Source organism: Nocardia donostiensis (genome assembly GCF_002081715.1).
In the GTDB taxonomy this organism is placed as follows: domain Bacteria; phylum Actinomycetota; class Actinomycetes; order Mycobacteriales; family Mycobacteriaceae; genus Nocardia; species Nocardia donostiensis.
Window position 1 is genome coordinate 42,867 of sequence record NZ_MUKP01000029.1, and the last position, 25,371, is coordinate 68,237.

The 25,371-nt window shown below is 66.0% G+C and carries 18 protein-coding genes; all 18 read left to right on the forward strand.

The features are described 5' to 3' along the window. The first annotated feature begins 168 nt into the window (after nucleotides 1–168). On the forward strand, nucleotides 169–1,122 hold the full coding sequence (locus tag B0T44_RS18440) for a C40 family peptidase (protein WP_077121071.1): 954 nt from the start codon (nucleotides 169–171) through the stop codon (nucleotides 1,120–1,122). A gap of 9 nt (nucleotides 1,123–1,131) precedes the next feature. Continuing rightward, nucleotides 1,132–2,907: a WXG100-like domain-containing protein gene (locus B0T44_RS18445; RefSeq protein ID WP_077121075.1), complete on the forward strand. Its 1,776-nt coding sequence runs from the start codon at nucleotides 1,132–1,134 to the stop codon at nucleotides 2,905–2,907. 309 nt (nucleotides 2,908–3,216) lie between these two features. Then, on the forward strand, nucleotides 3,217–4,974 hold the full coding sequence (gene eccA / locus B0T44_RS18450) for a type VII secretion AAA-ATPase EccA (RefSeq protein ID WP_077121077.1): 1,758 nt from the start codon (nucleotides 3,217–3,219) through the stop codon (nucleotides 4,972–4,974). Nucleotides 4,975–5,084: 110 nt separating this feature from the next. Beyond that, nucleotides 5,085–6,635 (forward strand): type VII secretion protein EccB, encoded by a 1,551-nt coding sequence (gene eccB / locus B0T44_RS18455; RefSeq protein ID WP_077121080.1) that lies wholly within the window; start codon nucleotides 5,085–5,087, stop codon nucleotides 6,633–6,635. Nucleotides 6,636–6,637: 2 nt separating this feature from the next. Further along, complete coding sequence (gene eccCa / locus B0T44_RS18460) at nucleotides 6,638–10,654, forward strand: type VII secretion protein EccCa (protein WP_081512272.1); 4,017 nt, start codon at nucleotides 6,638–6,640, stop codon at nucleotides 10,652–10,654. A 102-nt stretch (nucleotides 10,655–10,756) separates the two neighbouring features. Beyond that, entirely contained in the window at nucleotides 10,757–11,080 is a 324-nt protein-coding gene (locus tag B0T44_RS18465) for a hypothetical protein (protein ID WP_077121083.1), read from the forward strand. Between the two features lie 17 nt (nucleotides 11,081–11,097). Next, nucleotides 11,098–12,498 (forward strand): PPE domain-containing protein, encoded by a 1,401-nt coding sequence (locus B0T44_RS18470; RefSeq protein WP_081512273.1) that lies wholly within the window; start codon nucleotides 11,098–11,100, stop codon nucleotides 12,496–12,498. A gap of 44 nt (nucleotides 12,499–12,542) precedes the next feature. Next, entirely contained in the window at nucleotides 12,543–12,881 is a 339-nt protein-coding gene (locus B0T44_RS18475) for a hypothetical protein (RefSeq protein WP_077121089.1), read from the forward strand. 85 nt (nucleotides 12,882–12,966) lie between these two features. Beyond that, entirely contained in the window at nucleotides 12,967–13,284 is a 318-nt protein-coding gene (locus tag B0T44_RS18480) for a WXG100 family type VII secretion target (protein ID WP_139347991.1), read from the forward strand. Nucleotides 13,285–13,364: 80 nt separating this feature from the next. Next, nucleotides 13,365–14,201, forward strand: a complete 837-nt coding sequence (locus B0T44_RS18485) for an ESX secretion-associated protein EspG (protein WP_077121093.1) — start codon at nucleotides 13,365–13,367, stop codon at nucleotides 14,199–14,201. 29 nt (nucleotides 14,202–14,230) lie between these two features. Beyond that, a complete protein-coding gene (locus tag B0T44_RS28120; RefSeq protein ID WP_081512275.1) occupies nucleotides 14,231–15,799 on the forward strand; it encodes a MinD/ParA family ATP-binding protein in 1,569 nt (522 codons plus the stop codon). Continuing rightward, on the forward strand, nucleotides 15,796–17,328 hold the full coding sequence (gene eccD / locus B0T44_RS18495; RefSeq protein WP_077121095.1) for a type VII secretion integral membrane protein EccD: 1,533 nt from the start codon (nucleotides 15,796–15,798) through the stop codon (nucleotides 17,326–17,328). Before B0T44_RS28120 ends, eccD begins: the two co-directional genes overlap by 4 nt. Beyond that, on the forward strand, nucleotides 17,328–18,680 hold the full coding sequence (mycP, locus tag B0T44_RS18500) for a type VII secretion-associated serine protease mycosin (RefSeq protein ID WP_077121098.1): 1,353 nt from the start codon (nucleotides 17,328–17,330) through the stop codon (nucleotides 18,678–18,680). The genes eccD and mycP overlap by 1 nt, the downstream gene beginning before the upstream one ends. After that, nucleotides 18,677–20,386: a type VII secretion protein EccE gene (eccE, locus tag B0T44_RS18505; protein ID WP_077121100.1), complete on the forward strand. Its 1,710-nt coding sequence runs from the start codon at nucleotides 18,677–18,679 to the stop codon at nucleotides 20,384–20,386. Before mycP ends, eccE begins: the two co-directional genes overlap by 4 nt. A 27-nt stretch (nucleotides 20,387–20,413) precedes the next feature. Then, complete coding sequence (locus tag B0T44_RS18510) at nucleotides 20,414–20,755, forward strand: helix-turn-helix domain-containing protein (protein WP_077121102.1); 342 nt, start codon at nucleotides 20,414–20,416, stop codon at nucleotides 20,753–20,755. Nucleotides 20,756–20,820: 65 nt separating this feature from the next. After that, nucleotides 20,821–21,915, forward strand: a complete 1,095-nt coding sequence (locus B0T44_RS18515) for a hypothetical protein (protein WP_077121104.1) — start codon at nucleotides 20,821–20,823, stop codon at nucleotides 21,913–21,915. Between the two features lie 28 nt (nucleotides 21,916–21,943). Beyond that, nucleotides 21,944–22,711: a hypothetical protein gene (locus B0T44_RS18520; protein WP_139347992.1), complete on the forward strand. Its 768-nt coding sequence runs from the start codon at nucleotides 21,944–21,946 to the stop codon at nucleotides 22,709–22,711. A gap of 149 nt (nucleotides 22,712–22,860) precedes the next feature. Continuing rightward, nucleotides 22,861–25,371: NAD-glutamate dehydrogenase domain-containing protein (locus B0T44_RS18525; protein ID WP_139347993.1), on the forward strand; the 2,511-nt coding region annotated here is incomplete at its 3' end.

Here is a 25,371-nt window from a genome sequence, read left to right on the forward strand (position 1 = left end):
TCCCCATTGTCTGGCCTTCCCGGCAATGGGAATATGAATGGCCTCGCCCGAGGCCGCGCTGACGCATAGTCGAAAACAACTAGCAGCAGGGGCGAGATAACCAGGCGGGGACGACGGTTCGGTCGGGTCAGAGAGGTAGTCGGAGATGAGCGATAGCGAGTCGGTCGAATGCCTACCTTGAACGACGATCTGAACGGTGTATTGCAATCTCTGCTCGAACTGTACGGCGCGGGGCAGCCGACGGAACGCGCGGCAAAAGCGCTGCAGCAGGAGATCAGAGATGATCTGCGAGCTCAGGCTGGTTCGGGTGCCACCGGTTACGGCAACCTTCGCACCATGCACACCACCGTCGTCGATTCCCAGGCCAATCGCGACGGTCTCGTGCACAAGACGGTTATCGAATCCGCCACAGGGACGGTGGCGGGGCGTGGGCAGCTGAAGAATCACATCGCCGATTTCCAGACCCGTATCCAGGCCATCGCCGCAGTCGCCGATACCCGGTTCAGCGGCCCCGCGTTGCTCGATACAGCCCAGACCACCATCACCAACGCCACCAGGCAAGTCAATGCCGATGTCGACGCCGCGCGGCAGCAAGCTGCGCGGATCATGCCGCCGGTAGCGCCTGCTGCGCGTTCCCCGCGGACCCCACCGCCTCGTCGCCAGCGCCGGCGACGTCGCTACCGCCCACGCTCCGCGGGAATGCCGCGGTCGCGGCGCAGGATGCGGCTGCCTTCGGACAGAACGGCGGGCGGTAAGGCGGTCAACGCGGCGAATGCCTGGCTCGGCACGCCCTATATCTGGGGTGGCGGCGGCGCGGGCGGGCCGAGTGGCGGAGGATTCGACTGCTCCGGTCTGACTCAGTACGCGATCGCCCAGGCCACTGATGGAGAGGTGGTCCTGCCGCGCACCACGTACGAGCAGATCTATGCCGGGGAGCGGGTGCATCCCAGAGACGTGCGGCCCGGTGATCTGGTTTTTCCCGCCGACTCCTTCAGCTCGCGCGGGCCGGAGCATGTGCAGCTCGCTGCAGGTGGTGGCATGGTGATCGAGGCGCCCTACAGTGGGTCGCATGTGAAATGGTCGCAGATGCCAGGTAATGCGGTAGTCGTGAGAGTTCTCTGAACGGTCGTCATGCCCATCGAAATACCGAGCGAAGTGGTGGTTTTCCTCAACTACCTCGGCGTTCCCTACCCGGATATCAACGAAGACGACGTGCGGGCGCTCGCCGAACATGTCCGCACCTTCGCCGACAGCGTCCAGCAAACGCATGAGTCGGCCACCGGTGCGATAAACGAGATGGGCTCGGTGTACTCCGGCTACTCCTATCAAGCGCTGATCGCCGCCTGGGCGTCGATGAGCAGTTCGCATATGGAGCGGCTGGACATGATGTGCCGCGCCGTGGCGACCGCGCTGGAAGTCGCTGCCGATGTGATCACGGTTGTCAAGGCGGTGGTGCTGGCCGAACTGGCCGCTTTGGCTGCGGCGTATATGACAGCGATGGCGGCAGCGGTGGCCACGGGGGGCGCCTCTGCCGCGCTGGCGCAGACCTTCGCCCTCGCCGCGCGCAGGCTGTGCAGCGCGATGCAGGAGATGTTGATCGCCTATGTGCTCGCAGAGGTGCTCGGTAAGGCGATCGAGCCCCTGGAGCAGGCCGTGGCGGATATGGTCAACGGGGTTGTGTACGACCTGGCCAGCGACGCGCTCGACGTGAGTCCGAATTCGGCGGGGCCGCTGACCATCGATCCCGACGAGGTCATGCGATACGCCGACGTGCTGGACAAGCACGCCGACGATATTCTGGAGCACGCCAAGAACTTCTCCGACAATGTCTCGGCGTTGGATTTCACAACCCGGACAGGGTTCGACGACCCGACCGGTGTGATCCCGCCAGGAAACAACGTCCCAGCCATGCGCAGCCCGTTGGACACTCTTGCGCCGCTGTCTCCGCAGACTCCCGATATTCCCCCGTTGCGGCACCCGCTGTTGCCTTCGGACCCCGCTGGCATCGAACCGATATCGGCACCGCGAACACTATCGCCCGGCATTTCTCCCGAACCCGGTGCGACACCTACCGCTCCAGACGGACCGACATCCGACAGTCCGGGCGGATCGACCACGCCTGCCCCGCGTGAGCCGATATCCGGCGAACCGCGAGCAGTTGGCGGGTCGCCCACCGCCGATGCTGGTGCCGGGGGTAAAGCCCCCGGCATGCCCGGGGTGTCCGGTGCGTCTCCGGACAGTGCGGTAGCCGAGCGGGGTGCCGTACCCGAGCGGGGCGCAGCGGAGACAACGGGCCGCGGTGCCGGCATCGACAGCCCGACTGCCGCAGGGAGGACCGAGGTTGCCGCCCCCTCGTCCGGCTCCACCGGCGTCTTCCACGATCCCGCCCAGGCTGTTTCGCCGGATCGAACTCAGGCAGGCGAATCCGGTGCGGCCGCAGGCGGCGGGGGCGTGGCCGCGCCGCAGCCGGGTGCACCGATCTCGTCCACGCCGGCCGGCGCGCCGGGCGCATCCTCGTCACCGTGGCGCGGTGGTGCAGGCGGATCTGCCGAACGTCCATCGGCTCCGTCGGCTCCACCGGCTCGGAAAAAGGAGCGCCGCGATGCGTCCCGCCCGGCTGCGGTTGCCCGTACCCCGTGGTCGAAAGCCCCTCGGCAGCCGGACGTCGCCGGGGAAAATGCCCAGCCCAGGCCCGCAGTGTCCGCTCCGGAGGCGGTCGCGCCGCCGCCTTCGAGCAAGGAGGTCGCCGCACCCGAGCAGCGGGTGCGTCCGCCGTGGGCGGCGAAGGGGTCGCCTGCGGCCGATGACGCCGAGCCCGGCGGCCAGCGCCCGGCGGTGTCGGTTGATGCCACGCCGGAACGTCCCGATACGGGTGCAGCGCCGAAAGCTACGCGATCCGAAAACTGAGGGTGCGCACCTGCTGATGGGGTGCGCGTCTGCAGGCGGGGCCGGATATGCGCGACGGCCGGTGGGCTCGCTGTGCCACCGGCCGTCGCTGAGGGATAGGTCATCAGGATGAGGGGACTGATGACCTACCCAACACTGTACCGCCGCCTGGCGGATCGTTCAATGGTGTGCCGCTAGATAACGGTAAAAAGCCCGTGCCGGACCGGTTAGAGCCCCGCTATTCCCCCAGGTGGGAAACGGTTGCATGCTGCGTATCCCTCCGGTGCCCTACGCTTCCCGCAAGCGGGATCGGCGGAAGGGAAAACCGAGGTGTCAGCGGCCGAAGACGCGTTCTACACAGGTGTTCAAAGTCTGGGCTTGGTCGCCGGTGGGGTGCGCAACGAAGAGAATGCGCGAGCGGCGTTCACAGCAGCCACGGATCTCGATCCGGATATGTGCGACGCCTGGCTCGGACGTGCCATGGCGGGCGATCTCAGCTCGGAGGTGATCTACGGCGCGTATCGCTCGGTGCACAACCTCTACCGAGACCAGCAACGGGCCGGGTTGGTCGACCGCGCGCTGTGGTGCCAGGTCGAGATCGGTATGTACGGTCTCCGTGTCGCCATGGCCGACCGGGACCAGATCTCCATCGCCCAGGCATGCTCCTACGCCGAGGGGGGTGAATGGCAGGAGGCCGCAGCGATTCTGGACGAGGTACGCGGCGACGATGTCGCCGATTTCGTCCGGATGTCGCTGTACTACCGCACGGAACGCTGGCCCGATGTCATCGATGCCCGGGGCCGGAAGCCGATGCTCGAAGACGGGCTGCTCGATATCGCCGCGGAACTGATGACCGCGACAGCGCTGGCACACCTCGGCCGGTTCGGTGAGGCCATGCCGCGTGCGCAGCGGATCGTCGAGGACAGCTCCTCGGGCAATCTGTCCTACATCTGGGCCGACGCCCACTATCTGCTCGGCATGCTCATGCGGCAGAACGGCGATCACGAGTCTGCGGACAAGATCCTCAAAGGTTTGCAGGGATCCGGTCTCTGGCAGGATCGGCCGGACTGGCAGCGAGCGGTCCGGGACAAGAATTTCAAGCTCGCCGTCACCACACCGACCCTCATCGACTCCCGGACCGACAAATGGGATCCGAAGACCGGCGACGACCCGGCGGAGTTCGCAGCCACCGCCGCCCGTGAAGAGCGCGAAGCATTGCTGGCCGAAGCGTCGGAAATGCTGCAGTCCCAGATCGGGATGGATTCGGTCAAGGAGCAGGTGGACCGGCTCAAATCGGGCGTGCTCATGGACCAGGTGCGCGCCAAACGCGGGCTCGCCGTCGATTCGCGGTCGAACCACCTGATCTTTTCCGGCCCGCCCGGTACCGGTAAGACCACCATCGCCCGAGTGATCGCCAAAATCTTCGCGGGCCTGGGTGTGGTCGACAATGCCGAGGTCATCGAGGTGTCCCGGAACGATATGGTCGGCACGCACCTCGGCCACACCGCACCCAAGACGAATGCGCTGATCGATTCGGCTTTGGGTGGGGTGCTGTTCATCGACGAGGCCTACACCCTGATCCAGGAAGGGCTTTCGGGCGGGGACGCGTTCGGTAAAGAGGCCGTGGACACACTGCTGGCGCGCATGGAAAACGACCGTGACAAACTCGTGGTGATCATCGCGGGATACGAAGATCAGATCGATCGGTTCCTCGCCTCCAACGACGGCCTGGCCTCGCGCTTCACCAAGCGGATCCGGTTCGCCAGCTACGATGCCGACGAACTGGTGCAGATCGCCGACCATATCGCCAAGGGCAAGGATTCGATCCTCTCCGAGCAGGCGCGTGAGGTGCTGCGAGAACGGTGCCAGGACCTGTCCCAACAGACCAAGAACGGCAGGCGGCTCATCGACCTGGCCGGTAACGGCCGTTTCGTGCGGAACGTCGTAGAGGCAGCCGAGGCCGAGCGTGATTACCGATTCACCCGCGGCAACGTCGATGTCGCGTCGTTGTCCAACGAAGAGTTGATGACGGTCGACGCCTTCGATGTGAGCGCGGCGCTGTCGGGGCTGGCGCCGCAGTCGCAGTAGCGCTGCCACGCTGAACAGGAGCTGTTCCCGATTCTGGGAACAGCTCCGGGCAGGCTTGGGTGACGCCACGATTAGGTTGTGGCCGAGGTCGGCGGAAGGAACGAACACCGGTGGCACGCTTCCGGGTGGTGACCAAACACCAGGTATCGGGTTGGCGGTTTCTGTTACATCGAATCGAACACGCCCTGGTACGGCGCGACGCCTCGATGATCGACGACCCACAGCGTGGCCGCTCGACCGCCCTGGCCGTCGGGGTCGCCCTGGCCTGTATCGGAATCGCGGGCGCGGCCATACTCGCGTTCTTCAAACCTGCCAAGCCGGTGGGTAATTCGAGGATCGTCGCGGAAAAGGACACCGGCGCGCTGTACGTCCGGATCGGGGACCGGTTGCATCCCGCGCTGAATCTCACTTCCGCGCATCTCATTACGGGCTCGGCCGATAAACCGGTCGAGGTGTCACGTGATGAACTGGCCAAGTATCCGCGTGGTCCATGGGTGGGCATTCCCGGTGCGCCGGGGCAGATCGCCGACGACAAGAAACGGGATTCCTCCTGGGCGGTCTGCGATACCGCGCGGACTGGCGCGTCCGCGCCTTTGCACCCCCAGACCGGCCTGCCCACCCTGTCCCGCTCGGCCTTGCGAACGACCGCGATCGGCGGGCCGCTGACCGTCGACGACGATGCTATCCGGGAGTTGACCGGTTCGGAAGCCAGGCTGTTGCGTGGCAACAAGACGACCTGGCTGGTGTACCTCGACCCCGCACAGGGGCTGGTGCGTGCGGAGATCGACCTCGCCGACTCACCGGTTATGCTCGCCCTCGGCATCGATGCGACAGCTCCCGTGGTCGCGGCCTCGAAGGGCCTGATCGACGCCATCCCGGAAGCGCCGCCGTTGCGGGTTCCCGCTGTCCCCGACGCGGGCCAAACCGTCACGTTGAAGCCCGCACTGGACGTGGTCATCGGTTCGGTGCTCACGGTGTCCAACCCGGACCGCGGCGCGTCGTATTATCTGGCGTCGCGTTCGGGTCTGGTGCGGATCAGCCCGGTCCTGGCAGCCATGGTCCGTAACGCCGACTCGCACGGTTCTGTGGCCACGACCACCATCGGCCCCGATGTGCTGTCGGCGAATCTGCGTCCTGGCGACTGGCCGGGAACGGCGACCTACCCGTCCCAGCCGGTGGATATTCTCGATCCGGGCACCCTGGGGGTCACCTGCTATCACTGGTCGCGCGATGATACCGACCCCAAGGCCAGGACCAGGTTGCTTGTGGGCAGGCAACTCCCGCTGGCCAGGGAAGAACAGGAACGAACGGTAGGCCTGGTGACCGCGCCCGCCTCGAACGGTAACACGGCCGATGCGGCTTACCTGCCGCGAACCAGCGGGAAGTTCGTCCAGGTCACCGGTGCCGAGCCGGGCTCGCCGCTGCGTGAATCGCTGTACTGGATCTCCGACAGCGGGGTGCGTTACGGGATCGCGGTGGATACCGATGGCAAGGGTGATCTGGAGCGAGTGTTGCGGTCGTTGGGCTTGAGCAGACCGATACCGGCGCCGTGGAGCATCGTGTCGCTGTTTGCAGTCGGACCCCCGTTGTCCAAGGAGGACGCGCTCATTCTGCACGACGGTATTCCGCCGAATATGGCCGGCGTCGGAATGGGGGGCTAGCCGTGACCACTGTGCGTCGGTTCGTGCGGCCCGCGCGAATGGTTCGTGGCCCCAAAGCCCCTGCCGTCACCGAATTGCGCCTGCAGCCGCCAACCGAACTGCCCCGGCCGGTCCCACCGTCCAGACTCAAGATGATCATGCCGGTCATCATGATCGCGGCGATGCTCGGGATGTTGGCCATGATGTTCAGCGGTGGCCGGGCCATGTCGCCGATGATGCTCATGTTCCCGCTGATGATGGTCGTCTCGATGTTCGGCATGCTCGGCGGACAGCTGGGCGGTGCAGGCGGGGCGAACAACACCGCGGCCGGGTTGAACGAGGAACGCAAAGACTATCTGCGCAGTATTCGCGACAACCGGGAGACCGTCCATCAGGCCGAAGCCGAACTGTTCGAGTACCTGCAATACACCCATCCCGGTCCCGCAGCGATCGCTCGTTTGGTGGGCGGTAAGCGCATGTGGGAGGTCCAGGTCGCCAGCCCTCAGTTCCTGCGGGTGCGGATGGGACGGGGGCGGATCGCGAACCAGGTGCGGGTCATCGTGCCCGAGGCCGCGCCGACTTCCGATCTCGACCCGGTGGGCGTCGTCGAGCTGACCAGGTTCGCCAAGGCCTACTCCACGGTCGGCGGGATGCCGGTCGCCATCAATCTGCTGTCGGCGCCCCTGGTCGGCATCGAAGGAGATCCGGACGCCGCGGTTGCCCTGGTGCGGGCAATGCTCGCCGAAATCGTCGTCCTGCACGGCCCGGATCAAGTCGCCATCGCCGCGGTGCTCAGCGATCCCGACGCGCCCCACTGGGCCTGGCTCAAATGGCTGCCGCATACCCAGCACGCCAGCGATACCGATGCGATCGGATCGAGCCGGATGGTGTACCGCACTGTCGCCGAACTCCGGGCCAAGGTACTGGCCGGGCTGAATCGCGGTCCGTTCTCGGCAAACAGCGAGCCCGCGCTGGACCGCAAACATTTCGTGCTGCTCGTCGATGTGGGTGGGGCCGCGAACGAACGCGATATTTCCGGTATCGATGGTTGCACCTGGTTGCGGCTCGGTTCGGCGGAACACTCGCTGCCGCGAGCATTGAAATTCACTGTCGGCGACGACCGCACCCTCAACGAGATCACCTCGCGCGGAACGCGCCGCGTCGGTGTTGCCGACGCCATGTCGGTGCCCTCGGTCACCGCGCTGTCGCGCAGCATCTCACCGTACCGGCTGTCCACTGTCGTCGAGGCCGTGGCAGCCGAACAGGCCAGCGGCGGCACCTCATGGGAGGAAATGATCGGTATCGCCGACCCGGGTGATATCCGCGTCGACCTGCAGTGGCCGCGGCGGAGGGACAGCGACCGCAATCGGCTCAACATCCCGTTCGGTCATGATCCGGCAGGCCAGATCGTCTACCTCGATATCAAGGAATCGGCCGAAGAAGGTATGGGCCCGCACGGTATGTGCATCGGTGCCACCGGTTCCGGCAAATCGGAATTCCTGCGCACCCTGGTGCTGTCGGCGATCGCCCAGCATTCACCGGACGTGCTGAACTTGCTGCTCGTCGACTTCAAAGGTGGCGCGACGTTCCTCGGGTTCGACCGCCTGTCCCATGTGACCGCGGTCGTCACCAACATGGAAGAAGAAGCCGACCTCGTCACCCGTATGGAAGACGTCATCAACGGTGAGATGGCACGGCGGCAGCGGATCCTGCGCGAGGCAGGTAATTTCGCGAACGTCGCCGATTACGAACGGGCCCGCGAACAGGGCGCGCAACTGGATCCGCTGCCGACCCTGTTGATCGTGCTGGACGAGTTCGCCGAACTGCTCGAGCAGCATCCGGGATTCGCGAAGCTCTTCGTCGCCATCGGCCGCCTCGGCCGGTCGCTGCGTATCCACCTGCTGTTGTCCTCACAGAAGGTTCCGGCGAACCGGATGGGCGAGCTGGAGGCGCACCTGTCGTACCGCATCGCTCTGCGAACCAACCAGACCAGCGACTCGCGTGATGCTATCGGCACCGCTGACGCCTACCACCTGCCGAAGAAGCCCGGCGCAGGCTATCTGCGGGTGGGCGCGGGCGATCTGCAGCGGTTCCAGGCCGCGTACGTGGGTGGCCCGTACGTTCCGCCGACGCAGACTTCCTCGGTGAGCGCGCAGCGGGCACGTAGGCCTGGTGGCGGTTACCGGCCACCGCAGACCTTCACGGCGGCCTATATTCCCGAGATGCGCCCCGCTCCCGTCGTCGAGCAGGTTCGGACGGTCGAGCCGGAGGTGAACACGGAGGGCGAACCGGTGACCGTCATGGAGACGGTACTGCAGCAGTTCACGCGGCACGGCAGGCCGGCACACAAGATGTGGTTGCCGCCGTTGAATACTCCGCCCACCCTCGATCGTCTGGTGGCCTCGGTGCAGCCGGGCGCACTGCAGGTGCCGGTGGCGATCGTGGACAAACCGCGCCAGCAGCGTCAGGACGTCTGGGCGGTGGATCTGTCGGGTGCGGGCGGCCATATGGCCGTTATCGGTGGGCCCCAGTCCGGAAAGTCCACTGCCCTGCAGACGCTGGTGATGTCGGCGGCGCTGACCCACACTCCTGAGCAGGTGCAGTTCTACTGCCTGGATTTCTCCGGCGGTCTGTCCGGGTTGCGCGGATTGCCCCACGTCGGGTCGATCGGTGCCACGCGAGACGGCGACCGGATACGCCGGACATTCGCGTTGATCAACAATTTGCTCCAGCTGCGACAGAACTTGTTCGCGGAACTGGGGATTGATTCGATGCGTGATTTCCGGCGACGCCGCGCGGCGCCCGAAACTTCGGCGGAGCTCAGCGCCAGGGGCGATATCTACGGTGACGTATTCCTGGTTATCGACGGCTGGGATGTCGGTTTCACGCCCACCGGACCGTATTACGACGACTACTTCTCGTCCGTAGAAGCTCTCGCGGTGCAGGGCATCAACTACGGTCTGCACCTGGTGATCAGCAGTTCCCGCTGGGCCGCAATACGCCCGGCGATCAAGGATATGATCCAGACCCGTCTGGAGATGCGGCTGGGCGATCTCACCGATACCGTCTTCACCACTCACCGCAATGTCGTCGGCGCAATTCCGCCGGACCGTCCTGGTCGTTGTGTCTCCACCGACGGGTTGCACATGCTCACGGCACTACCGCGTGCCGACGGGGACAGCAATCCCGAGACCCTCTCTCAGGGCTCGGGGGCGGCGATCGCTCAATTGACCGACAAATACGCGGGTCGACGCGCGCCGGAGGTGCGGTTGTTGCCGCATCAGATCGAGCTGGCGGAAATCCTCGCGACTATCCCCGAACCGACCACGCTCGCCGAAAAACTCGCATTGCCCTTCGGGCTGCGCGAATCGGATCTGGGACCGGCAAGCATCGATTTCAATGTCTCGCCGCATTTCCTGGTGCTCGGCTCGACCGGTTGCGGTAAATCGACGGTGATCGACGCGTTCCTGACGAGCATCACCACACGGTTCACCCCGGACCAAGCCCGGGTGGTCCTGATCGACTACCGGCGCAGGCATATGGATGTTGTTCCCGACGAGATGCTGATCGGGTACCTGACCACCAGCCAGGACGTGGCGAACAGTCTGCCCGGATTCGTCGAGAAGATGCGCAGCAGGCGGGCGCCGGCCAACGTGACCTCACAGCAGCTCAAAGAACGCTCCTGGTGGAGCGGCCCGGAGATCTTCGTCGTGATCGACGACTACCATATGGTCGCCCAGCGCGGGCAGCTCAATCCGCTGGAACCGCTGAAGGAGATCATCGTCGACGCGCGCGACACCGGGCTGCACATCATCGCGGCGCGGAATATCGCACAAGCCGACTCTGCTTTGTACGACAGCGTCATGGGCCAGATCAAGAATCTGAACTGCTCCGGCCTGATCATGGACGGTACGAAGTTGGACGGTGTGCTGGTCGGCGATGTCCGTGCGACGAAACAGCCGCCGGGGCGGGGGATCCTGGCCGAACCCTTGCATTCTCGAAAAGACCTGGTCCAGGCCGCGCACCTGCCCGAGACGTGAGCTGCTACCGAGGCATTCGAAGCATATTCCCAGGATTGGTGATAGCTTAAAGTTTCACTCGTACTACTCGATTCGGGTTGTACCGTTCGATTGGAGACTTCGATGCCGAGTGAACCGACCACCGTCTTTCCCGCCGATCTCCCCGCCATCTGTGCCCAGCTGGGTGTGACTCGGACCGCGTTGACTGCAGTGCTGGGGGAGGCAGCCGCGCTATCGACTCCGATCCCCGCAGGCGCCGACATTCCGAGTATGCGAATCTTCCGCGAGGTGTCCAGGGCCCGGCCGGGAATCTTCATCGACGCGGTGCACGGAACCGAGATTCTGCAGCAGGGCGCGGATGTCTATGTTCCGGTGAGCGTCGACTACATGACAGAGGATGTCGCGAGCGGCGCGGGCGTCGCCTGTACCAATACCTTCTCCGTGTGACATAGGAGGCGGCCGCCATGGTGAACCTTGCTCCGCTCGGCATGATCGGCACCGCGTTCAGCTATATCGCGATGTCGCCGTTGAAGCATCGGCTCGACCTGATGGCCGGTGGAGGCGACGGCCCGCTGCGGATGGCCGCGAGCGGTTACAAGGCGATGGCGGACGGGCTCAGACTGGCCGCAGAAGGCTCGTCCGGGGCCATGACCAATTCGGAGGTCTCCTGGCGAGGCGAGGCGGGAAACAAGGCCAGGGCTGCTTTCCGCCGCCATGCCGACTGGCTCCGCCAGCAGTCCGTTGTCGCCGACCAGATGGCGGTGGTCGCGGAGGGTGGGGCGGACGCGTTCGCCTTCGCGGACAAAGGTGTTCCCTCGCTGGCGGAGTTGCTGGCCAATATCGCCAGGCGCGCCGCGAGCGCGAGCCTGGTCGGGGCGGGCCCCGTGATCGGTCCATTGGCGATGGCGTCCTATCAGGAGGCCGAGGCCGAATGGCAGATGATGCGGGTACGCGCCGGGATGGTCATGTCGGCCTACGATATGGCCACATCGATGCTGGTTGCGGGTATCCCGGAGTCGGTGCCTCCGCCGCAGATCACTACCGGAGGGGCCCCGAGCCTCTCACGTGATCCTGGTTCGCACACCAACCTGATCAACGATGGCCCGACACCCCCGCCTCCCTCGGCTGTCGACTCCATCGGGCCGAATTCGCCGGTCGGTCCCGACTCGACCGGTAGCCCGGACGTCGGTCAGTCCACCCCGGACTCCGTCCAGACACCATCGGAGGTGGGTCAGTCACCGACTGATGTCGTGCAATCACCATCGGAGGCAGGGCAATCGGTCGCCGATCAGGGGATGTCCGAGCTGGAGCGAGCCATGCAGCCGTTCGATCAGTCGGCGTCCGACTTCGGCGGCTACAACGGTGAAGGCCACGAGCTGCTGGGACAGGAACACCTGCTCGGCACGTCCCCCTACTCCACGACTCTCGCCGGAATGACCGGTGGTATGGGCAGCATGGTTGCCCTCGGCATGGTCGGCGGCGGTCTGGGGAGCATGTCCGGGGCGGCGACCGGGTTCCGGATGCCGGCCAACTGGACCCCCGGCACAGGCACTGCTTTCGGGGCAGGCACCGGAACCACCACCAGCGCACCGGTCGGCAACAGTGCACCGCGGCGTGGGGTGAGCGCACCCACCGCGCGCATGCGGCGCCGGCGTAAGGAGGAGGAGAACGACAAGCCCGGCAAGGTGTTCGTTCCGGGCGAGGCATATGAAGTGCCGGTGCTCGAACGGCCACCGGCGATCGGGGTCATCGAATACGACGATGACGACCAGCGGGAAGACGAGGCGCCCGAGGAACTGCTCGTAGGCGTGCTCGACCGGTTCGATGAAGAGACCGAACCCGCCATAACAGAACGTCCCCGGTAGACCGACCGGGGCCGAAGCCAAGACAACCGGAAGAGGAAAAGACTATGGGCACTCCACTGTCAGGTGATACCACCCAGATCGTTTCAGTAGCAGACTACGCAACCGCGGTCCAGGGTGAGTACGAGGGCTATCTGCGGGGGTGGTACAACGCCAAGGACGAGTTCCAGGCCCACGTGCAGAGCAAGGGGCTGGGTGACACTATCCAGGTCGCGATGCAGGATGCCCACGACAAGGGCAGCAAGATCGTGAAGACGATGGACGAGATCCTCACCGTTCTGAAACAGTCCGGTGCTGCTTTCAGTAACGTGAACATCGATGCCGCGCAACAGGTGCGTGCCGCTTCGCTCGGTAACAACGGTGCAATCGACACCGGGACCTGGTAGTAGGTGACGGCCGCCTGGGGGCGAAAGTCACCAGGGCAAATCTGTCCATTCTGATTCTGGAATTTTCGACAAAGGAATGATTTAAATGGTAAGCACTGGCGATGGTATCCATGTAAATTACGAGGGCGTCGACACGTCCAACATGACCATCATGGGCATTCTCAATGCTTTCGAAGAAAGCAACGCTCATCTGCAGAGTCTGTTCAAACCGCTGGAGGAATCGTTCACCGGTAACGCCGCCAGCGAAGGGCTTCCGAAAGTGGCCCAGCTCAAGACGGATTTGGCGGAATTCAGGACGGCGCTCAACACCTTGCGGGGTGCGATCGAAGCTACCGGTGGCTCCGCCGGTACGGTCAAGGATACCGACATGGCCCAAGCTGCACGGTTCCTTGCCATCCAGTAGTTTTCGGACCGACCTCGGCCACGGTAGAATTTTTACCTCCAGCTGCCGAGAAGTATCGAGACTACGTTGCTGAGGAATCTGTGGAAACCGACCCGGTTGCCGTCGATCTGAATGTCGATGCCGCCCTTGTCCTGAAGGACATGGTCGGCATCGACTCATATCCGATGGTTTTGGCCTTGGAGCCGAATATCTTCGCTGAGGAGGACGCCAGAAGGGTGCACGCGGTTGTGCGCGAGCAGCTCGTGGAAGCGGGTGTGCTCGACGGCGACACCGTGCATCCGCGGGTCGTCGAGTGGCTGCAGTGTCTCTATCGCCCGGACACCGAACTCGTTGTCCGGATCGTGGACTTCAGCGACGGCGAGCACGCCACCGGGATGCTGCGAATGTCGCTGGTGCGCAGGGGCGAACAGCATGTGCTGGCTGTCCGGTACGACGACCATGTCGTCATCCAGGCGGTGTTCCACGAGGGCAGGCAACTCGATACCGTCGGTGCGGCGCTGCGTTCGGCCCTGGGGCCGGCCACAGCACTGCAGTTCGAGCCGTTTTCGGCCACCCTGGACGAATTGGCCGAGCTGCCCGCGGATGCGGACGAGTGCAGGCAGATCCTGCGCGAACTCGGTGCGGCGCCACATACCGCGAACGTGATCACCCGGGTGGCCGGTGAAGTGCTGCGACGTGCCGAAGTGCTCATGTGCGAACACCGGGACGGGGGATCAGGGTCGATTCATACTCCGGCGGCTGTCGGAGTCTTGGATACTCTGTCAGGGAGGATGGTGGCGGTACCGAGCGTGGCAATGGACGGACAGATCTGGTCGACCTATCGACCCGGTGACGACGCAGCGCTGCAGGCGAGTATCAACGCTCTGGTCGAACTGCTACCCAGCCGCAGCTGGTTCGACACCTCGCGGGTCGGCTGACGTCCCGGCGTTTTCGAGAGGACGACGATATGAACCGAGCACCGATCACGAACGGACATTCGACCGAGGCGACGTTGGCGCGCAGTGGATACGACGCGTACTTCACCCAGATCGAGGAACGCTCGGAAGCCGCTGTCACCGAGAGTGAAAAGACCGGCGGCTACCCGCGACCGCCGGAACAGGGTGTGCGCGGAGCCTCCCCTGCGGAGCCGTCTAGTCCACCGCCGCGTGAGGGCGTCCAGCGCGATGGGAACACCGCAGGGCCGATATCGGCGCCCGAACCCCCACGCAGTCCGTCACTGCCCGGTTCCCTCGGAGGGAACAACAGCGCGAGTGCGTCTGCTCCGAGCGGGTCGGCCACCCCACCGAATCAGGCCGTACCGGCCGCTGAGCCCGCGGCGCGGCCACAATCGTCCGCGGACACCGGGACGGTACGACCGGAAGCGCAGGCAGCCACGACCGGACAGCCTGTCGCACAGCAGCAGGCAGCCTACGAACCGCCTGCCGCGAACCATGGCCCTTATACGCACGGGAACGGCCCCGCCGCCGCCAATGCCGAGCCTGCCCGGGTACCCGGCCGGATCGAGCGCGTCGGCTACGAGCCGTCGCCCAGGGTCGAAGTCTTGCCCCCCGCACTGTCGTCGGTGGAACTGCTGGCCGATATCGCCGCGGTCCGGCAGGCACATCTGCTCTCGAACAACGGGGTGCGCGGTGCACTGAACAAGGTCGGCTTCAAGCTCGGCCTTTCGCCGGCCGAACAGCGCGCCGAGGAGCGGCGCAACCGTATCCGACGTCAGCTGACCACCACGTATCAGATCGCGGTGATCAGCGTGAAGGGCGGTGTGGGCCGGACGACCACGGCCGCTGCTCTCGGTTCGACCTTCGCGAGCCTGCGCCCCGACCGCGTTATCGCGATCGACGCCAACCCCGATTTCGGTGATCTGTCCACCCGCACCGCACGACATCCCTATGGGTTGACCCTGCGCGATCTGGCGCAGGCACAGCAGCGCCTGGACGCCTTTTCGGCGGTGCACGCCTATACCTCGGTCAATGCGGCCGACCTGGCCGTGATCGCCTCACCGTGGAACACCGATGCCACCGAAGCGTTGACCGGAACCGAATACACCACCGGGGTGGAAATCCTGCGCCGCCACTACAATCTGCTGCTGGTCGATTGCGGGACCGGTGTGCTGGACTCGGCGACCAATACGGTGTTGCGGACCAGTGACGCTGTCGTGGTGGTCACTCCGGCCACGGTCGGTGGTGTGACCGGTGCCGTGGCCACCCTGAACTGGCTGAGTTCGCACGGGTTCGATCATTTGATAGCGAACTCGGTGGTGGCGATCGTCCATCATCAGCCGTCCAAACCCACCGTGGAGGTCTCGGCGATCGAGAAACTGTTCGCGACAGCTCAGCGGCCCACCTGCGAAATCCCTTACGACGCGCATCTGTCCGAAGGCGGCGAGATCGATCTGCGGCTGCTGGACAAGGACACAGCGTTGGCCTTCGAGGAGCTCGCGGCCGGACTCGCGGACAACTTCCCCGGGTTCGGGCCCGGCGGCCAGTCGGTGTCGGGTGACCGCGGAGGCTTCCGGTGACGGCTGTCCAGACGCCGCCGTCATCCACGGTCGGACAGGCCTCGGCGGAGGTACCGCGGGCGCGGATAGCGGTCATGGTGGCCAGCTATCAGGTCGACGTGGTGGTGCCGACCAAGTTCACGATCGAGACCTTCATCGATGATCTGCTCTCCGTGCTGGCCGCGGCGATCAACGACGACAACGTCGATTTCACGCCCCCCAACGGCCAGTGGAGTCTGGCAAGGCCCGGCGAGCCCCCGATACCGCGGTGGCGGAGCTTGGACGATCACGACATCGTCGACGGCACGGTGTTGATGCTGTCGGCGGTGGAATCGGCCGAAGTGTTCACACCGGTGGTCGAGGACGTCACCGACGCGCTCGCCCTGATCAACGAACGGGAATTCGCCGAATTCGACCCCGATACCGCCGCCGTGGTCGGCCTGAGCGTTCTGGGGATCGGTTCGCTCGGTATCGCGACCATGCTGTCGCTGGTGTGGACCGAGACCGGCTCGGTGCTGTGGTGTGGGTTGCCCGCGTTGCTGCTCGGCATGATCTGCTGGGGTGCCGCGGTGGCGGTGCGCCGCACCGGAGGAACACGTTTGACGCTCGGGTTGACCCTGTCGGCCCTACCCCTGTTGTTCGCGGGTAGCGCAATGCTGGTGCCTCCTGCCTACAGTGAGCCGGGGCCGTTCGCCCCCGCCAACCTCGCCGCGGGGGCCGTGGTCGCCGCGGTCGCCGCGGTCACGATGATCCGGGTGGCTCGTTTCGGTATCGCCACATTGATGGCGGTAACCGTCCTCGGGATCACCGCGACCTGTGCGCTGCTGCCCTTGACCTACCTGGACCTGGCGGTGCGTCAGGTGGCAGGGGGTGCCGTTTTCGTCGCGCTGGTGCTGTTGACGCTGGCGCCACGGCTCGCGGTCGTGATCGCGCGTATCCGGCCGCCGGACCTGCCCGACCCGGGAACCGAGGTGGCGCCCGCCACGCTCACCGATATCTTCGATGCCGAAGCCGCACGCGACGTCGACCAGGACGCGGAGCAATCCGCGGACGCCGAACGGCGACGGCGGCAGCACGAAATCGGTATCGAAAGCCAGGCCCGGCTCGCGGTGACCAGTTTGCGCGGGTTGATCGTGGCGATTTCGTCGCTGTTGGCGGTGGCGACGGTCATCTGTGCCGCGGTGAGTCCCGGCGGGATACGGGAGATCGTCATGGGCACGGCGGTGGCGGGGATCCTGTCGATGCGGTCGCGCTGGTATCCGGACCGGGTGCAGGCGATCGCGCTGATCGCCGGAGCAGTTATCACCGTGCTCGGTATAGCGGGTGTCCTGGTCGGCGCCTACGGAACGCCGTTCGCACGACTGTCCGTTGTGCTCATCGTTGCCCTCATCGCGTGCGCGGGATGCGTTGCGGCGCTTCGGCTGCCGCCCAAACGGTTGACACCGGTCACCCGCCGGGTCATCGACCTGGTGGAGTACGCGCTCATTCTGGTCGTGCCGGTTATCGCGTTCTGGATCATGGGGATCTATACGGCGATGCGAGGGCTGTGATGACGTTCGGCAAGGCCGTTGTCACGGCGTTGACCGCGCTGCTGGTGCTCACCGCCGCCGGCCCGGCGAATGCGGTGTCGCCGCCGGATGTGGTGGTCGGACCGCCGCCACCGGACGACCCGCCGGGGCCGGAGGTGCCGACCGTGCAGGACAAGGGCTGTGTGGCGGCCGGTGTGCTGCGCGACAGCGATCTTTCCCGGGTGCCGCCCGCGGAATTGGCGCTCGACCTCGACCGCGCGCGGGCACTGAGCCGTGGTGCGGGGGTGACCGTCGCTGTCGTGGACACCGGTGTGTCCCCGAACCGCCGGCTACCCGGTTTGGCCGGAGGCGGCGATTACGTGACCGCGGGCGGTGACGGGCTGGCCGATTGCGACGCTCACGGAACACTCGTCGCCGGCATCATCGGTGCGACCTCCGATCCGGCCGACGGCTTCACCGGTGTCGCACCGGAGGCCAGAATCCTTTCCATCCGCTACCGTTCGGGCGCCTTCCGTCTCGACGGTGCGCAGCAGTACGACGAGTTGCAGCAGCGGGCGATGCAGATCCGGGCCATGGCACGGGCGATCACCCACGCGGCCAACCTGGGCGCGGGCGTGATCGTCGTGCCGTTACCCGTGTGTGTCGACGTCGAGAAGCAGGTGGATCAGTCCATGCTCGCGGCTGCTATCGGTCACGCAGTCCACGTTCGCGGTGCATTGATCGTTGCCGGCGCAGGCAACGCGGGAAGCAACGGTTGCCAGCAGAACCCGGGGATAGATCCGAGCCGTACCTGGGACCCGCGCAACTGGGAACACGTCAAGACGATCTCGGTGCCGGGATGGTACAGCCCCGCCGTGCTCACTGTCGGTTTCACTACGGCGAAGGGCGAGATAACCGATGAATCGCTGACCGGCCCGTGGGTTTCGGTGTCGGCCCCGGGGACCGGCATCGAATCGCTGGGGCCGGGCGGCGGGGGCTTGATCAACGGCGTCGGCGAACCGGGCAAACTGGTTCCGGTCGGTGGATCGTCTTTCGCGGCCGCCTATGTGGCGGGCGTCGCGGCGCTGCTGCGCTCGCGGTTCCCCAACGAGACCCCTGCCGAGATCAGTGCTCGGCTGCAGGCGAGCGCGCATGAACCGGCCCGCGGCATCGACAACACAGTAGGCGCGGGCATGATCGATCCGCTGGCCGCATTGAGCTACCGGACACCGCCGAAACCGCCTGCCGGGTTGTTCCAACCCATGGAGCTCGAACTGCCCGAACCACCGCGCGCCAAGGATAACCGCCCCGGTGTGACGGCGGCGGTGGTCATCGTTGCCGCTGTGATCCTGGGCGCGGGCTATACGGGTGCCGCGATCCGGAGGCAGCGGTGACCGTTCCGAGTACTCGGGTCGCAGGTGTCGAACGCGGCCCGTTCGCTGGTGCCGTGATCGGAGGCAGTGTGGTGCTGGCCGGTTTGTCGGCGCGTGCACCCTGGTGGGTGGGCGCGATCGTGGGCGTGACATTGCTCGCCGTGGTGGTCGTTCGCGTCTATGGCCGCACGCCGGTGCGGTGGTTGCTCGACTGGGCGGAATACCGGTTCGGCCGTACCGGGCGGCAGCAGGAACTGACGAGCCCGGCACGGGTGCGTGACGTCGAGGTGGCCGCGGGGATCTGCGGGGTGCAGGAGGACGGGACCACGCTGGTCGCGATGATCCAGCTCGCCCCGAACCTGGACCTGCCGACGGTCATTGCCGAACAGACCATCTACACCGAGGACACGGTGCCGGTCGAGGCGTTGGTGCCGATGCTCGACCACTACGGGGTCGCGGTCGATATCGATATCGTGACCACCGGTCAGCGGGTCCGGCCTGCAGGCAGCTACAGCATGCTCTACGACCAGTTGATCGGTTCGCATCCGGTGGTCGGCAACCGGTTGACCTGGCTGGTGGTCCGGCTGGACCAGGAGCGCAATCTGTCCGTGCTGTCGCGGCGCGGGGTGTGTGAGGTGGTCGCGCCCAAGGCCTTGGCCACGGCGGCGCACCGTATCGCCGGGCGGCTGCGGGAGCGCGGTATCTCCGCGCATGCGCTGCCCGCCGATGCGATGACCAATGCCATCCGGGTACTCCATGCCGGTGTCGAACTATCGGAACTGCGGGAGACCTGGAGCTGTCTGCAGACGCCGGTGCCCGGCCGCTTCGTCACCAGCTTCGGCATCGACTGGTCGCAGCTCGACGAGATGGGCTTGGACGACTGCTGGACCTGGAACAACGGTCGCACGACCCTGGTGGTGAGCTTGACCGGCGGTGCGGAGGGGCCGCGCGCGCTGGTCCGCTACGTCGGCCCGGCGATGACGGGTTCACTTCCGGATTACCTGCGTAAGCTACCGGGCAGGCAGACGACCGCGTTGCGGGCCACGCTGCCGACGGCCACCTCGGTGCGCGCGCTGCCGCCCGCCGACAAGGGCACCGATACCGCGCCGGAAGAACTGCGTGCGCAACTCACAATCGCGATCGGCCCGAACGGCCAGATCCTGGGCTCGATCAGCGGGCAGCCACGGCATACCCTGGCTCTTCCGTTGTTCGATCCGGCGCCCTACAACCCGCGCAGGCGCACGATTGATGTGCACGCCACGCTGCCTGTCGCGCAGCAGATCGTCTTGCGTGCCACCGTCGTCGGAGCGGATGTGGAGGTGTACACCAGCAGACCGGAGCGCTGGCAGCAGTTGGTTTCCGCGGTCGGCGACCCGCGCTCGCTGCGGTTGGTCGACGACACCGTCGGTGCGGGGACGGGCGAGGAGGCCACGATCGCGGTATTCGATCAACTGCCGCCGCGAGGGTCGGCCGCGCCGACGACAGTGGCGGTGACCGATCCCGGTGGTCCCCGCCGCCGGTCGGTGGACCTGGCGATCGACCAGGTCAGCCCGACCGCGGTGGATGTGAGTATCCCGATGCGTAAGGTTCGGGTCGAGCTGATCGAACCGCGCGGTGAGACCAGGTACTTCGATTTCGCCGATGCGCCGCCGCCGGTGGCGCCGCCGCCGATTACGTCCGCGCCGACGCGCCCGGTCGACCGGAACGATAGCCCTCGCGTCGGCTGACCGGGGCTAACGGTAGGGTCGTTTACCGTGGTAACGGACTCCCAGCCGGAAAGCGGCAGTTTCCATCACCAGGACGGTGGGGACGAGCTGACGCCGCGGCAAGCAGCGGCATCGATCTTCTCCAGTCGGCTGTCGGAACTGATCGCCGAATCCGTCGTATCGACCGAGGACGGTTCGACGCGCTCGCTCACACTCTATTCGCTGGCGCAGCACTTGGAACTGGCGTACCCGGACGTCCCGGTCTCGCAGTCGGGCTTGTACCGGCTCATCCACGGGGACGCGATACCGAGGCTGGACCTGATCATCGCGCTGGCCCGGGTATTCGATGTGCCGCCGGAATATTTCGTCACCGAGGAGCGGAAGCGCTGACGGGTGTTCTCGGTGCCGGGAATAGCGCCGGGCCTGCGCTGACCGGCCGCCGATAGCATCGCAGCATGCCCGAGGACGATCCGGGAGACGTTTTTCTCCGCCATCGTGGGGCGGTTCTGGACGCGCTGCTGTCCGATCCCGTCTTCGGGTCCTCCGGCGGTAACGTCGAAGCGGAGCAGCCGAGCAGCGTCGGCGTATCTGCGCCGACCGGCACCGTCGACGCCGTCGGCACCGGTGACACCGACGTTTCGTTCGACCTACCGGCGCCGGACCCGGTGTCGATGCCGGCGCCCGAGGTCCAGGAAAGACCACGGCGGACGTCGACGGGACCTTCGGCAAGCGAGCGGATCAATGCGCTGCTCAGCGGGCAGGCTCCCGATCGTGGTCCCGCTGCGGATTTCTCCTCCGACTATTCTGAGCTCGCGGCCTCCCGGCTGAACACCTCGGGGGAGCGGGCCGCCCGGTCGGCCGAGCAGCCGGAACCGGAACCTGCCACGCCAGCCACCTCGGGCAAACGCGCGTCGATCGAGCAGATGGCGCGTGGGGCGGTCACCGAGCTGAAGAAGCCGAAGGTGGCGTTGACGGTGGGGGTCATCGTAGCGGTGCTGATTCTGGTGCTGCTCATCACCACCGGTGGCAAGGATAACGCGGACAGCCAGCCGCTCGCGGTGTCCCAACTGCCGCCCACCCCGGCACCGCAGGATCCGTCACCGGAGGAAACCAGCAGCCGGATCGAGGTGGCCTCGGCCGAGTCGCACTGCCCACCGGGCAGCACGGACGGGATGGACGCCTTCAGCGGCGAACCGGGCAAGGCATGGCAGTGTGTGCGCGCGTACCGGGTGGACGGCCAGGTGCTGCGGATCACGCTCGACAAGGAGTATGAGATCGATTCCATCGGCATCGTCCCCGGCTGGGATCACGTGGACAGCGAAGGCACCGATCAGTGGACGAAGTTCCGTACGGTGAGCCGGGTTTCCTACCAGTTCGACAACAAGAAGATCTATACCCAAGACACGCTGGATCAGCGGACGCTGGTCGTCACCGAGATAGATCCCCCCATTACCACATCCGAAATCGTGCTCACGATTCTGAAATCGGCAGGCGACCCCTCGACCAACGCCGTGGCCATCTCCTCGATTGTCATCACCGGGCAGGAATGAGGGCTGCCGATATGCCGGAGGTGTTCCCGTGACCGGTGCGACCTGCCAGTACTGCGGGCAACGCGAACCCGGGGGGAGCGGGCGTTGCGGTCATTGCGGCGCGCCGCTGCCGAATACGGTTGCGGCACCGGCTGATCCGGTCTCCCCTGCGAGCGCCGCGCAGGTGAGGCAGGCCGAGCCGTCGGCGACGCAGCAGGCGGATAGTTCGCCTACCGGTCTGGCGGCTGGAAAGGCGCGTCTGCTGTCGCAGGTGGAAGCAGCTGTGCCACGTGGTTATCCACGCTGGCAGTGGCAGGCTGTGGCCGCGGGCATGGTTGTTCTGGTGCTGCTGGGGGTTCTGGTGATCCGCTCCTGTTCGGTCTCGATGCCGGATCTCGGTGGTCCCGGGGGATTGGGTGCGGTCGGCGCACCGGGACAGCCTGCGGGCAGTGCCGTCGAGGCGCTGCCCGCTGCACTGCGCAACACCGCTGCGTGCAGGCCGCACTCCTCCGGTACCGGTGTCGACACCTGTGTGATTGCGGCGGGTGACCCGCTGCTGTCCGGTGGAATCACCGGCGGTCGCGAGTTGAGCTTCCAGGTTCAGCTCGTTTCGGGCGGCCGGCTCGCCCAGACGGTCCAGCAGTGGCGCTCGTCGGCGGGTACCGTTGTCTCCGACGGTGCGGTGTTCGCGGCGGTCAGTGCCTCGGCCACAGTGCTTTTCGCCGATACCCGGAGCGGGTTGCGGGTGGACACCGGATCGTTCACGGGGCAATCGGGCGCGCGGGCCTTCCTGGCGCGCTCGGGTTTGTTGCAGTGAGTCGGCTCTCGGCGACGAATACCTGGTAGTAGCCCTGCGGGCCGTTTGCTCAGATTTAACGTACCGCTATACAACGGCACACTAAACAGGTACAGTCGAGGAGGGTCGGGGGGACGAGCAGAACACAGTGCGGGAAGGCGCGGATCAAGGTGACTACGACTCAGGACACGGTTTCGGCGAAGCGGTTCCGAGGTGATCCTACTGATCTGGAGGCAGCGTATTTTCGTTGGATCCAAGCAGACTCGGCCGCATGGGCGAGCACCGACCGCGCCGAGCGCATCCTGCGCCACCATCTGGAGCTGGCCGCCGAGCGAGCGCCGGGCACGGTGTCGACCAAGGTCTACCGGCCCAGCGACGGAGGCGATCTGGGGGCGGCGATTCAGATCGTCAACGACGATATGCCGCTGCTCGTCGATTCGGTCACCTCGGCGCTGAGCCGGCTGGGTGCCGACGTCGCCGAGGTAGTGCACCCGGTATTCGACGTGGTGCGCGACGCCGCGGGGCAGCTGCGTGAGATCGCGCCCCGCACCGGTGAGGACCGTGGCCGCGTCGACGGTGACAGCCTTGCCGAATCGTGGATCCACGTGCAGCTGGCACCCTCGGTGCCGGAAGAAGTACTCGACCGGATCGAACAGGCGCTGCCGCAACTGCTCGAGGATCTGCGTTCCGTCGACGAGGACACCCCGGCGATGGTCCAGGCACTGGTTTCGGTCGCCGAACGGCTGGACCGCGCCGCGGAATGGGCCGCCGATGCCGAGATCACCGAAAGTGCCGAACTGCTGCGCTGGCTGGCCGACGGGCATTTCACCGTGCTCGGCTACAGCGATTTTCGATTGCGCAGGACCGCCCCGACCGCCGATGCCGAACTGGCGCTGTGGCCGGTGCCCGGAACCGGGCTCGGTGTTCTGCGCGACGGGGCGAGCGCCGATGTCCAGGTCCCGGTGCTCGGGCCGAAGCGCCCGGTGCTGCGGCTGGCGAACGGGTCGGTGGATTCGCTGATTCCGGGCGCGCCCGACCTGTACTTCGTGAGCGTCGCCGAATACGCCACTACCGACCCGGGCGGTGCGGGGGCTTCCGGTGATACCGTCGCGCAGGTGCGGGGTGAGCACGTGTTCGTCGGCACCTTCACCGTGACCGCGCTGCACGAGAACATCCTCGATATCCCGGTCATCGCCCGGCGGGTACACCAGGTGATCGAATGGGCAGGCTTCGAACTGAACTCGTTCTCCGGTCAGGCGATGCTGGAAGTGATGCAGACGTTCCCGCGTGCGGAGCTGTTCTCCACCGACGCGCGCAGACTGTTCGAAACCGTGTCCGCAGTCATCAATCTGGGATTGCGCCGCCAGATCCGGCTGTTCCTGCGACAGGACGCGCGCAGCGGCGCAGTGTACTGCCTGGTGTACATGCCGAACGATCGTTACTCCAGTCAGGTTCGGCTGCGGATGCAGGACATCCTGCTGAACGAGTTCGGCGGCGAGCGGATCGGTTATTCGGCTCGCGTCACCGAATCGGAGTTGGCTGTCGCCTACTTCACCGTGTATCGCGGTGCGGGCGCGAGCCCGGCCGATCTGTCGGAGGCGAACCGCGAACGCATTCAGGAAATCTTGTTTGCCACCACCCGCACCTGGGCGGATCGGCTGATTGCTGCCGCGGCGGGGGATTCGGGTATTTCGCGTACGGTGGCCACCGATTACGCCTCCGCGTTCCCGGTGAGCTACCAGCAGGAGTTCGAGCCGGAGCGGGCGCTGGCCGAACTGCGCCGCCTCGATGCGCTCGCCGAAGGCGATATCGACACCAGTGTCTACCGCAACGCGGGCTCGCCCCCTGGCGAGTGGCGGTTCACCCTGTACGTTGCGGGTGCGGGCGTCTCACTGAGCCGGGTGCTGCCCGTGCTGCACAGCCTGGGTGTCGAAATGGTCGACGAGCGTCCCTACCAGCTGGTTCTGCCCGACGGTAGGCAGCGCTGGATCTACGATTTCGCGCTGCGGGTCCCGCCGGCCCTGCTGCGCAACGCGCTCGATCCGGAGCTGGAAGCGAACCTGGACAGCGGCGCGGACGCCGAGCACGGCGTGGCGGCCCGCTTCTCCGCTGCCGTATCATCCATGTGGTTCGGTGACGCCGAGGTCGACGGCCTCAACGAGCTGGTGTTGCGGGCGGGTCTGAACTGGCGCCAGGTCGTCGTGTTGCGCGCCTACGCGAAGTACCTGCAGCAGGCGCGTTTCGCCTACACCAAGGACAGTATCGCCCGCGTGCTGCTGGCCAATCCGATGATGGCGCGCGGTTTCACCGAACTGTTCGAGGCCTATTTCGATCCCGAACGAGTGAATTCGGACTCCGCCGAGCCGGCCGCGGATATCTCGCGCAGGCTGGAGGCCGAAATCGACGCGGTGGTCAGTCTCGACGCCGACCGCATCCTGCGCGCATTCCTCGCGCTCATCTCGGCGACCCTGCGCACCAATCATTTCCGTCGGGACGCCGCCGGAACCGCGCCGCGGTGCCTGTCGCTCAAATTCGACCCACAGCGTATCGACCTGCTGCCGCAGCCGCGTCCGCGGTTCGAGATTTTTGTGTATTCGCCGCGGGTGGAGGGTGTGCATTTGCGGTTCGGTGCGGTGGCGCGTGGGGGGTTGCGGTGGTCGGATCGGTTGGAGGATTTCCGG